Source organism: Labedella populi, from assembly GCF_004078655.1.
In the GTDB taxonomy this organism is placed as follows: domain Bacteria; phylum Actinomycetota; class Actinomycetes; order Actinomycetales; family Microbacteriaceae; genus Labedella; species Labedella populi.
The window spans coordinates 396339-408118 of sequence record NZ_RZNC01000003.1 but is presented as its reverse complement, the minus strand read 5'-3'; the positions used below and the strand labels follow the sequence as shown (position 1 = coordinate 408118).

Here is an 11780-nt window from a genome sequence, read left to right as displayed (position 1 = left end):
CGGACTCGCGCGAGGCGCCCCCATCTGTGGACGACCACGATCCGCTCCCGCCCGGGAACGTCAGCCGATGGCGTCGAGCCACGCCTTCCGTGTCTCGAGGGCCTCGCGTGCTTCGGCCTCAGCTCGAGAGTCGCCGGAGGCCTGAGCAGCGGCGAGATCGGCCTCGAGCTTCTCGATGGCCGAGCTGAGCTGAGCAGCCAGTCCCTGCGTCCGGGCCTTGGTCTCGGGGTTGTTCTTCCGCCACTGCTCGTCCTCGAGGGCACGAACCGCCTGCTCGACCTTTCGGAGCCTGTCCTCCACCGAGCGGACGTGGTCGCGCGGAACCTTTCCGGCCGCGTCCCAGCGGCGCTGGATGGAGATGAGCGCCTTCTTCGCAGCGTCGACGTCGGTCTCCTTCAGAAGCGGCTCGGCCTCCTCGAGCAGGGCGAGCTTGACCTCGAGGTTCGCCGAGTACTCCTCGTTCTCAGCGGCATCGACGGCCGCCTTCGCCTGGTAGATGGCGTCGCCGGCCGCCTTGAATCGTGCCCACAATGCGTCGTCGGTCTTCTTTCCGGCACGACCGGACCGCTTCCACTCGTCGAGGAGGTCCCGGTACCCCGGAACGCCGTCGCTGCCCTTCGGGATGAGGGCTTCGGCCTGCTCGATGAGCTTCGTCTTCTTCGACTTCGCGTCGCGGTGGACGGAGTCGAGCTCGGCGAAGAACGTGCGGCGGTGCTGCTCGATCGTCGTACGCGCCGTGCGGAAACGCTTCCAGAGCTCGTTCGCCTCGTTCTTCGGAAGCTTGGGCCCCGACTGCTGGTGGCTCTGCCACCGCGCGAAGAGGTCGTTGAGCTTCTCGGTCGCCTGCTTCCACTGGACCTTCGCCGGGTCGAGAGCCGCGAGGGCCTCCGCCTCCTCGACGATGGCCGTGCGCTCGGCGACCGCCTCGGCGAGCTGGGCGCTCGCCTCCTCCGACTGCTGCTCGGTGAGTTCGGTCACTGTCGTGTCGAGGGCCGCGACGCGGACGCGGAGCGCCTCGATGTCGCCCACGGCGTTCGGAGCCTCGAGTTCGGAGCGGAGACGCGTGACACCCCGCGCGACGTCGGAGGCCGGAGCGCCGCGCTTCGCACGCTGTTCGAGGAGCACGACCTGACCGGCGAGGTCGGTGAACTTCCGCTGGAAGTAGGCGAGAGCCTCTTCAGGCGAGCCATCGGGGAACTGACCGACGCTCCGCCAGTCCTCACCCTCGCGGACGTAAACGGTGCCGTCGTCGTCGACGCGGCCCCACTCCTGCTGACCAGTCGTTGTCACGTGCATCACCCTTGTCGCTTGCGGTCGCAGAGAACTGCCACCGTCGAGAGAATCGTGCCCAGCCTATTACGGAGGAAGTCCGCGCCGGAGACAGTGCTACTGAACCGTTACCGACGTGATGGTCGTGGGAACGGCCGGGGCACCGTCGGTGGAGCCGTCCGCCGTGCCGGCATCGACGACACCCGAGACGAGTCCGTCCAAGCCGTCCGTCACGGTTCCGAGCACGGTGTAGCCGCCCGCCTCGTCCGACGGGATCGTCGTGTCCTCGTAGACGATGAAGAACTGCGAACCCATGCTCTCCCCGTCCCCGGAGGTGCGCGCCATCGCGATCGTCCCGGCGGGGTAGACGTCGTCGGCGGGTGCGTTCTCGATCGGGCCGTAGCTGAAGCCGGGACCGCCCTGCCCGTTGCCCTCGGGGTCGCCGCACTGGAGGACTCCGAAGCCGTCGGAGGTCGTGAGTCGGTGGCACGTCAATCCGTCGTAGAAGCTGGCCTGCGTGAGCGCGACGAACGCCGACACACCCTGCGGAGCCGCCGCACCGTCGAGCGAGATCGCGAGCGGGACGTCGTTGATCGTCATCGTGCCCGTCCAGGTCCGATTCTCCGCGAAGTCGGGCGACGGGAGCTCGACGGCCGGCGGCGTCTCGGCCTCGCCGCTCGCGCCGGCCGAGGGGGTCGCAGTCGCAGCAGCCTGAAACGGGCCGACCTGCAGGAAGGCGAGCTGACCGAGCGTCACGCCGGCGCCGACGACGACGACGAGGATCGCGGCGATCCAGTTGTCGCGGACACGGCGGGAGGCGCGGTGCTCGTGCACGGCCTGACGGGCCTTGTAGGCCTTCAGGCGCTGACGTGCTTCCCGTGACGCACGTTCCTCGTTCTTGCTCGGTGCCACGTGTTCCTCCGCTGTCGACCGGGCGCTGCCCGGAGAAGTGGGGCCGGACCCGAACCCCATAGAACTGTACGGGGCGCGTCGTCGGCGTCGCAAAAGGGCGCGCGGATCGCTGTCGGGGGCGGCCGGTAGCCTGGAGACATGCCCTCCTCCGCGCCCGGACTGCATCCGGGATCGTCGCCGCTCGCCGTGCGCATGCGCCCGCGCAGCCTCGACGAGGTCGCGGGGCAGCGGCACCTGCTCGGTCCCGGTTCTCCACTCTGGAGCCTCGCGAGCGACACCGAGGGGACGAAGGGCTCGGTGTCCGTCATCCTGTGGGGGCCGCCCGGCACCGGCAAGACCACGATCGCCCAGGCCATCGCCCACTCGTCGGGGCGGCGCTTCGTCGAGCTCTCCGCCGTGACCGCGGGCGTGAAGGACGTCAGGCAGGTCATGGAGGAGGCGCTCTCCGGTCGCGATCTCTACGGGCTGTCGACGGTCCTCTTCCTCGACGAGATCCACCGCTTCACGAAGGCGCAGCAGGACGCGCTGCTGCCCGGTGTCGAGAACGGTTGGGTCATCCTCATCGCCGCGACGACCGAGAACCCCTCGTTCTCGGTCATCTCCCCGCTCCTCTCCCGCTCCCTCCTGCTCACCCTCGAGCAGCTCTCCGACGAAGACCTGCACCTCCTCGTCGACCGCGCCATCGAGGACCCGCGCGGGCTCGGTGGCCGCGTCGACGTCGACGATGCGGCGAAGGACGCGATCGTGCGGCTCGCCTCGGGCGACGCACGGAGAGCGCTCACGGCCCTCGAGGCCGCGGCGTTCTCGGCGGCGGCGGTCGCCGACGAGGGCGAGCGCCCCGTCATCACCGACGACATCGTCTCGACTGCGGTCGATCGGGCGCTGTTGCGCTACGACAAGAACGGCGACGAGCACTACGACGTCATCAGTGCCTTCATCAAGTCGATCCGGGGCTCGGACGTCGATGCGGCGCTGCATTATCTCGCGCGCATGATCGAGGCGGGGGAGGATCCGCGCTTCATCGCGCGTCGACTCATCATCTCGGCGGCTGAGGACGTCGGGATGGCCGACCCTCAGGGGCTGCCGATCGCGGTCGCCGCGGCGGACGCCGTTCAACTGATCGGTATGCCCGAGGGGCGGATACCGCTCGCTGAGGCGACCGTCTACCTCGCGACCGCCGCGAAGTCGAACGCCGCGTACAACGGCATCAACGCCGCGATCGCGGACGTGCGTGCCGGAGCGTTCGGGCGGGTCCCGAAGCACTTGCGCGACGCGCACTATGCCGGGGCGAAGAAGCTCGGTCACGGCAAGGGCTACAAGTACCCGCACGACGCGGACCTCGGTGTCGTGCAGCAGCAGTACCTCCCGGACGAACTGTCGGGAGCGCGGTATTACAAGCCCACGACGCACGGCAACGAGCGCGATGTCGGTTCCCGGCTCGAGAAGCTCCGCCGTATCATCCGCGGTATCACGGGCTGACCCCGGCCCGTGCTAGGATTGTCGGCGGCCTAGGTCCTGTCCGAGCGTGCGGCTGCGCGACGACGACCGACGGGATGCGCTCTGTAGCCGAGCGGCCCTGGCACGAACCCTCTTACAACCGAACATCGATCGTCCCCTGCTGCGAAGTCGTGGACGGCCGAGTCGTTCGGAAGGTTCCCCGTGGACTTTCCGGGGCGCGCGTACGCGCTCCGACCCATGTCGCCGACGGCGCCGTGGAGACGTCAGAGAATTCCATCCGAAAGGAAACCGTGTCTACCAAGTCACGTACCCGTAGCAAGACCCGCTTGTCGCGTTCGCTCGGCATCGCGCTCACCCCGAAGGCCGCCCGCTACCTCGAGAAGCGTCCGTACGCCCCGGGTGAGCACGGTCGCTCGAAGCGGAAGGCCGACTCGGACTACGCCGTTCGTCTGCGTGAGAAGCAGCGTCTCCGCGCCCAGTACGGCATCCGCGAGAAGCAGCTCCGCATCGCCTTCCAGGAGGCGCGTCGCACGAAGGGCCTGACGGGTGAGAACCTCGTCGAGATCCTCGAGCACCGCCTCGACGCGCTCGTCCTGCGTGCCGGCTTCGCCCGCACCACGGCTCAGGCGCGTCAGATGGTCGTGCACCGTCACATCCTCATCGACGGCAAGATCGTCGACCGCCCGTCGTTCCGCGTGAAGCCGGGTCAGCTCATCCACGTCAAGGCCCGCAGCGAGGGCACCGAGCCCTTCCAGGTCGCGGCCGCCGGCGGTCACGCCGACGTCCTGCCCAAGGTTCCGGGCTACCTCGAGGTCGAGCTCGACAAGCTCCAGGCGCGGCTCGTCCGCGACCCGAAGCGTGCTGAGGTCCCCGTGACCTGCGAGGTCCAGCTCGTCGTCGAGTACTACGCGGCTCGCTGACACGCACCACTCATCACCCGAAGGGGGTCACGGTTCGCCGTGGCCCCCTTCGGCGTGCCGGGACCGCTGGGGGCGGGACGCAGCGACAATCCGCCGCCTGAGGACCGCGCCCCCGTCCGCTACCGGCGGACTAGGATGGCTTCTTGGTCACCTGTCGCCGAGCGGCCCCCCGGAGGAGCACACCATGAGATCCGTTTTCTGGCTCATCGTCGGTATCGTCGGCGGTTTCGCCGTCGCCCACCAGATCAATCGGTCGCAGCGTGGCGGGGCCTTCTTCGCAGACCTCGACGAGAAGCTCCGCGAGTTCGGCGACTCGATCGCCGACGCCTACAAGGAGCGCGAGGCCGAGCTGCGCGCCTCGCTCGAGAGCGTGACGCGCGAGGCGGAAGACGCGATCGACAAGCTCTCGAAGGACTGACGGACCCCGTCGTCCTCACCGCACACCGGGCGCCCGGCGCCCCCGTACGACTCGAACGGAAACATGCAGACAGCTGACATCCGGCAACGCTGGCTCGACTTCTTCGGCTCGCGAGGCCACACCGTGGTGCCGTCGGCGTCGCTCGTGAGCGACGACCCCACGCTCCTCTTCACGGTGGCCGGGATGGTCCCCTTCATCCCGTACCTCACGGGGCTCGTTCCGGCGCCGTACCCGCGAGCGACGAGCGTGCAGAAGTGCATCAGGACCAACGACATCGAAGAGGTCGGCAAGACGCCGCGCCACGGCACCTTCTTCCAGATGAACGGCAACTTCTCCTTCGGCGACTACTTCAAAGAGGGGGCGATCGGTTACGCGTGGGAGTTGCTGACGAGCCCCGAGTCGGCCGGAGGCTACGGCTTCGACGAGAAGGACCTGTGGGTCACCGTCTACGAGGACGACGACGAGGCCATCCGGCTCTGGAAGCAGATCGCGGGGCTTCCCGACGAACGCATCCAGCGGCTCGGGAAGGACACGAACTACTGGTCGACGGGCCAGGCCGGTCCGGCCGGTCCGTGCTCCGAGATCTTCTTCGACCGGGGTCCCGCGTACGGCGCCGACGGGGGACCGGCGACGGACGACGACCGCTACGTCGAGATCTGGAACCTCGTGTTCATGCAGTATGCGATCGAGGATGTCCGCAGCAAGGTGGACTTCCGCATCGCGGGCGATCTGCCCCGCAAGAACATCGACACCGGCATGGGCCTCGAGCGCGTCGCCTTCCTCAAGCAGGGCGTCGAGAACATGTACGAGATCGATCAGGTCCGCCCCGTGCTCGACGAGGCCGCGCGTCTGTCCGGTCGTCGGTACGGTGCCGTGCACGAGGACGACATCCGCATGCGCGTCATCGCGGACCATGTCCGATCGTCCCTCATGCTCATGAGCGACGGTGTCACCCCGTCGAACGAGGGCCGCGGCTACATCCTGCGTCGGCTCCTCCGCCGGAGCGTCCGGTCGATGCGGCTGCTGGGCGTCGACGGTGCGACGTTCCCCGAGCTCTTCGCGGCCTCGCGCGACGCCATGAAGGCGGCGTACCCCGAGGTCGAGACGGAGTACGACCGGTTGTCCGCCGCTGCCATAGGCGAGGAGGAGGCTTTCCTCCGCACCCTCGCCGGCGGGACGACCATCCTCGATCTCGCCGTCGACAAGACGAAGACCGCCGGCGGAGCGGCGCTCCCCGGCGACACCGCGTTCCTCCTTCACGACACTTACGGATTCCCGATCGACCTCACGCTCGAGATCGCGGAGGAGGCGGGGCTCTCGGTCGACCGGGAGGCCTTCGACTCTCTCATGACGCAGCAGCGGACGCGCGCGAAGGCGGATGCCAAGGCGAAGAAGTCGGTTCTCGCCGACCTCTCTGCGTACAGCGAGTTCCGGCGGGCCGGGGAGACGGTCTTCACGGGCTACGACGAGCTCGAGACGGGCTCGCGAGTGCTCGGCATCATCGTCGACGGCGAGTCGGTGTCGCGGGCGTCGGTCGGTCAGACGGCTGAAGTGATCCTCGCCGAGACGTCGCTCTATGCGGAGTCCGGCGGACAGGACGCCGACAAGGGCGTCATCGTCGGTCCGGGTTTCGAGCTCGAGGTCCTCGACGTGCAGAAGCCCGTCAAGGGACTCATCTCACACACGGTGCGTGTGACGAGCGGAGAGGTCTCGGTCGACGCCGAGGCGACGTCGATCGTCGATGCGGACTACCGCCGCGGCGCGCGCCAGGCGCATTCGGGGACACACCTCATCCACGCCGCGATCCGACAGGTGCTCGGGCCGAACGCGCACCAGTCCGGCTCGTACAACAAAGCCGGCTACTTGCGCCTCGACTTCTCGTGGAACCAGGCGCTCTCCGCCGAGACGCGCACCGAGATCGAGGAGATCGCGAACAACGCGATCCAGGACAACCTCGAGGTCGTCACGCGTGAACTCCCGCTCGAGGAGGCGAAGTCGCTCGGCGCCATGGCGTTGTTCGGAGAGAAGTACGGCGATGTCGTGCGCGTCGTCGACATCGGCGGGCCCTGGTCGCGCGAACTCTGTGCGGGCACGCACGTGCGATCGAGCGCAGAGGTCGGCATCATCAACCTCGTGAGCGAGTCGTCCGTCGGATCGACCAATCGACGCGTCGAGTCGCTCGTCGGCCCTCAGGCCTTCCGCGACTTCGCCGTCGAGCGCGCCATCGTCTCGCAGCTCTCGAGCAGCCTCAAGACACCGCGCGAGACACTGCCAGATCGCATTGCCGAGCTCGTCTCGAGTCTCAAGCAGGCGGAGAAGCGCATCCAGGCGTTCGAGTCGCGCGCCCTCGCGGAACGCGTCCCGACGCTTGCGAAGGCGGCTCATCGGGTCGGAGAGCACCTCGTCGTCGCCGAGAACCTCGGAGCCATCGGTTCCGGGGACGAGTTGCGATCGCTCGCCGCGCAAGTGCGCGCGAAGCTCGCGACGGAATCGGCCGTGGTCGCCCTCGCGGCGGACATCGGCGGTCGCCCCGTCGTGATCGTCGCCACGACGGAATCCGCGCGTTCCGCAGGAGTGAAGGCCGGCGCCCTCGTGCGCACCGCAGCGGGTGTCCTCAGCGGGGGCGGAGGCGGCAAGGACGACCTTGCTCAGGGCGGCGGCAGCGACGTGACGAAGATCGACGCGGCTCTCTCGGCCGTCGTCGGATCCGTCGGAGCCTGAGGCGTGCCCCACGACGACTTCCGACCGGGCGTCCGGCTCGGCATCGACGTGGGGAAGGCCCGCATCGGTGTGGCGAGGTGCGACCCTCACGGCATGCTCGCGACCCCGCTCGAGACGGTTCAGCGGCGCTCCGACGGCTCCGACGTCACACGCATCGCAGAACTCGTCGGGGAGACCGGTGCAGTCGAGATCCTCGTCGGTCTTCCCCTCGCGCTGTCCGGCCGCGTGACCGCCTCGACGGAGGACGCGCGAGGTTTCGCGGCACGCCTCGCATCCTCGACCGGTGTCGGCGTTCGTCTCGTCGATGAACGCCTCAGTACCGTGTCGGCGCATTCCGCCCTGCGCGCATCCGGCCGAAGTCAGAAGTCGTCCCGTACAATCGTGGATCAGGTCGCCGCCGTCGTCATCTTGCAGCAAGCGCTCGACTCCGAGCGCAGCACGGGACGGCTCCCCGGAGCGCCCGTCGATGCAGAGGAAACGCCCACCCGTCATGAGCCGACCCCCCATGAATGACGTCCCTCCCGAGGACCAGGATCCGTTCACCTCGCTCTTGAGGGGTGGGGGCGGGGCCGACGGTGCGATGCGATCGGCCGGCTCGGACTCCGGCACCGGTGCCCCGGACGGTGACAAGCCGCTGTCCCGCCGAGAGGCGAGGTCGCGCGCGGCGGCCGCGGACGACGACCGCGGCGTCGACCGCGACGACGCCGGTCACGCTGACGGTGTCCCGCCGCACGTCCTGCTCGGAACGGCGACGTCCGAGCAGCCGACGGTCGCTCCCGACCGCTCGGCCCGTCGGGCCTCCTCCCGCGGGGGCGATCGCCCTCCGCGGGAGAAGAGCGGGCGACGCGGAGTCGTCGGCACGATCATCACGCTCCTCGTCGTCGCGGGTCTCGTGGCGAGCGGCTTCTACGTCTGGAACACGTTCGAGCCGCAGATCCGGTCCGTCATGGGCTGGGAGGAACCCAACGACTTCGAGGGCGCCGGGAGCGGTGAGGTGCTCGTCACGATCGCCGACGGGGAGACGGGTTCCGACGTCGCCGACACCCTCGCCTCGTCGGGCGTCACGAAGACGGCCGAGGCGTTCTACGAACTGTTGCTCGCTCAGGACGAGGACGTCGTCTTCCAGCCAGGTGTCTACAGCCTTGCTCAGGGCATGAGCGCCCAGTCCGCACTCGACGCGCTGCAGGATCCCGCGAGCAAGATCGAGCGGACCGCAACGATCCGTGAGGGCATCACCGGGCCGACGATCATCGCGGAGCTCTCGGCGGCGACGGAGATTCCGGTCGCGGACTTCGAAGCGGCGATCGCGGACCCGACCGTGTACGGGGTGCCGGAGAGCGCGGTATCGATCGAGGGCTGGTTGTTCCCCGCCACCTACACGTTCGATCCCGGACTCACGGCCGAGCAGGTCGTCCAGACCCTCGTGGATCGCACGATCGCGTCGCTCGACAGCGCCCAGGTCCCGGTCGAGGATCGAGAGCGTGTGCTCACGATCGCCTCGATCATCCAGCGTGAAGCGCGCCTGCCCGACGACTTCTACAAGGTGTCGCGCGTGATCCAGAACCGTCTCGACGAGGGCATGCGCCTCGAGATGGACTCGACAGCGCAGTACGGCGTCGACGAGGCGACGGGATCCGTGTGGTCGTCCGCCGAGGCGCTCGACTCCGAGAACCCGTGGAACACCTATCAGCGCGAGGGGCTGCCCATCGGGCCGATCTCGAGCCCCGGGGACGTCGCGATCGACGCCGCGATGCATCCCGCCGACGGAAGCTGGTTGTTCTTCGTGACCGTGAATCTCAATACGGGGGAGACGGTCTTCTCGAACACCGTCTCCGAGCACGATGCCGCGGTCGCGCAACTGCGGGCATGGTGCGCGGACAACCCCGACAGCGGCTGCTGAGCTTGTGATGGTCCTCGGCTCGCCGCTGTTCGGCGTCGTCGGTTCGCCCATCGCGCACTCCCAGTCGCCGGCGCTCCATCGTGCCGCCTACGCCGCGATCGGGTTCGAGGCCCGCTACGACCGCACGGAGATCGCCGAGGGCGGCCTCGCCGCCTTCGTGCGTTCCGCGCCGGCCGAGCGTCGAGGCCTCTCCGTCACGATGCCGCTCAAGCGTGAGGCCTTCGCCGCCGCCGTGGAGCGCGACCGCCCCGCCGAGCTGACCGGTGCCGTCAACACCCTGTACCGCCACGCCGAGGGCGACGTGCCCTTCTTCGGTGCGAACACCGACGTCGGGGGAGTCGTCGACGCGGTGCGGGCAGGTGGTGCTCCGTCGCCGTCGCACATCCTCGTCCTCGGGGGAGGTGCGACGGCTGCATCGGTCGTCGTCGCCGCCGCGGACCTCGGGGCGGACGCCGTCACTCTCGCCGTGCGCTCCCCGGAGCGGGCGTCCGGCACGGTCGCCCTCGCCCGGGAGGTCGGACTCGCCGCCGATGTCGTGGCCCTCGACGCAGTGGCATCGGTGCCCGCCGACGTCGTCGTCTCGACGCTGCCGGGAGGAACGGCGCTCGGCGCGCTGCCGACGACGGCGCGCGATTCCGGCGCGCTCCTGCTCGACGCCGCGTACTCCCCGTGGCCGAGTGCGCTCGTCGACCACTGGTTCCGGCTCGACGCACCCGTGGTGCACGGACTCTCGATGCTCGTCCACCAGGCGTCGCGCCAGGTGAGGCTCTTCGCCCATCTGAACGATCGCGACGGGGACGACGTGACCGAGCGCATCACGTCGGCGATGTTCGACGTCGTCGGTCTCGACCACTCGGGTGTCGTGCGGCGGACCCCGACGTCCTGAGTCGGCCGATGTCACGCGGCGCGGACGCTCCCCGTCGCTATGGGAGGATGGGGACATGCTGCGTTGGCTCACCGCCGGGGAATCCCACGGCCCAGAACTCGTCGCGATCCTCGAGGGGCTCCCGTCGGGAGTGTCCGTCTCACTCGCGGACATGCGAGCGGACCTCGCTCGTCGCAAGCTCGGCTACGGCCGCGGCAGCCGGATGAAGTTCGAGGAGGACGAACTCACGCTCTCCGGAGGGGTGCGTCACGGACTCAGCCTCGGCAGTCCCGTCGCGGTGCGCGTCGGCAACACCGAGTGGCCCAAGTGGAGCGAGGTCATGAGCGCTGAGCCCGTCGAGGCCACGGAACGCTCGCGAGGACGCAGCGCGCCCCTCACGCGGCCCCGGCCCGGACACGCCGATCTCGTGGGCATGCAGAAGTACGATTTCGACGAAGCCCGGCCGATCCTCGAGCGGGCGAGCGCGCGGGAGACTGCGGCACGTGTGGCGCTCGGCGCGATCGCGCGCTCGTTCCTCTCCGAACTCGGCGTCCGACTCGTCAGCCACACGCTGTCGATCGGCCCCGTCCGTGTTCCCGACGGTGCCCCGCTGCCCGGTCCCGACGACGTCGAGGTGCTCGACGCGGATCCGCTTCGGTGCTTCGACGCCGCCACGAGTGCGGCCATGGTGCAGGAGGTCGACGAGGCGAAGAAGGACGGCGACACGCTCGGCGGTGTCGTCGAGGTCCTCGCCTATGGTCTCCCGCCGGGCCTCGGATCCCACGTGCACTGGGATCGGCGCCTCGACGGACGCCTCGCGCAGGCCCTCATGGGGATCCAGGCGATCAAGGGAGTCGAGGTCGGCGACGGTTTCGAGACGACGAGGCGGCGGGGCTCCGCGGCACACGACGAGCTCTTCATCGGCCCCGACGGAATCGCCCGATCGAGCGATCGCGCCGGCGGGACGGAGGGCGGAATGAGCACGGGCACGGTCCTGCGCGTCCGCGCCGGGATGAAGCCCATCGCGACCGTCCCGCACGCGCTGCGCACCGTCGACGTCTCCACGGGCGAGCAGGCCACGGCGCATCATCAGCGCTCGGATGTCTGCGCCGTTCCCGCTGCGGGTGTCGTCTCCGAAGCGATGGTCGCCCTCGTCCTCGCCGACGCCGTGCTCGAGAAGTTCGGTGGCGACTCGGTGGGGGAGACGCGACGGAACCTCCGCTCCTACCTCGACGCGATCCCCGAGGAGCTCCGGACCGCCGTGCAGTCCGACGGGCAGCTCGGGTCCGCCTCCGCCGGTGTCTGAGCAGGCCGTCG

General features: G+C 69.3%; 10 protein-coding genes. 8 read left to right on the top strand and 2 right to left on the bottom strand.

Going from position 1 to position 11780, the window contains the following annotated elements:
- Positions 1 to 60 precede the first annotated feature (60 nt).
- Both ELQ92_RS10450 and ELQ92_RS10445 read right to left on the bottom strand, forming a co-directional pair.
- Positions 61 to 1290, bottom strand: a complete 1230-nt coding sequence (locus ELQ92_RS10450; RefSeq protein WP_243694974.1) for a DUF349 domain-containing protein — start codon at positions 1288 to 1290, stop codon at positions 61 to 63.
- 96 nt (positions 1291 to 1386) lie between these two features.
- Positions 1387 to 2181: a peptidylprolyl isomerase gene (locus ELQ92_RS10445; protein ID WP_128498901.1), complete on the bottom strand. Its 795-nt coding sequence runs from the start codon at positions 2179 to 2181 to the stop codon at positions 1387 to 1389.
- A gap of 138 nt (positions 2182 to 2319) precedes the next feature.
- Here ELQ92_RS10445 and ELQ92_RS10440 point away from each other — a divergent pair, with 138 nt between their 5' ends.
- The 8 genes from ELQ92_RS10440 (at position 2320) to aroC (ending at position 11769) form a co-directional block, all read left to right on the top strand.
- Entirely contained in the window at positions 2320 to 3660 is a 1341-nt protein-coding gene (locus ELQ92_RS10440) for a replication-associated recombination protein A (protein ID WP_128498900.1), read from the top strand.
- A gap of 269 nt (positions 3661 to 3929) precedes the next feature.
- Positions 3930 to 4559 carry a 30S ribosomal protein S4 gene (gene rpsD, locus ELQ92_RS10435; RefSeq protein WP_128494414.1) on the top strand — a complete coding sequence of 210 codons (630 nt, stop codon included), beginning with the start codon at positions 3930 to 3932 and terminating at the stop codon, positions 4557 to 4559.
- Positions 4560 to 4743: 184 nt separating this feature from the next.
- Entirely contained in the window at positions 4744 to 4977 is a 234-nt protein-coding gene (locus ELQ92_RS10430; protein WP_128498899.1) for a hypothetical protein, read from the top strand.
- 63 nt (positions 4978 to 5040) lie between these two features.
- Positions 5041 to 7698, top strand: a complete 2658-nt coding sequence (gene alaS, locus ELQ92_RS10425; RefSeq protein ID WP_128498898.1) for an alanine--tRNA ligase — start codon at positions 5041 to 5043, stop codon at positions 7696 to 7698.
- Between the two features lie 3 nt (positions 7699 to 7701).
- A complete protein-coding gene (ruvX, locus tag ELQ92_RS10420; RefSeq protein ID WP_128498897.1) occupies positions 7702 to 8211 on the top strand; it encodes a Holliday junction resolvase RuvX in 510 nt (169 codons plus the stop codon).
- Positions 8204 to 9598 (top strand): endolytic transglycosylase MltG, encoded by a 1395-nt coding sequence (gene mltG, locus ELQ92_RS10415; RefSeq protein WP_128498896.1) that lies wholly within the window; start codon positions 8204 to 8206, stop codon positions 9596 to 9598. The genes ruvX and mltG overlap by 8 nt, the downstream gene beginning before the upstream one ends.
- A gap of 7 nt (positions 9599 to 9605) precedes the next feature.
- Entirely contained in the window at positions 9606 to 10484 is an 879-nt protein-coding gene (locus tag ELQ92_RS10410) for a shikimate dehydrogenase family protein (protein WP_166426766.1), read from the top strand.
- Between the two features lie 55 nt (positions 10485 to 10539).
- Complete coding sequence (gene aroC, locus ELQ92_RS10405) at positions 10540 to 11769, top strand: chorismate synthase (RefSeq protein ID WP_128498894.1); 1230 nt, start codon at positions 10540 to 10542, stop codon at positions 11767 to 11769.
- Positions 11770 to 11780 lie beyond the last annotated feature (11 nt).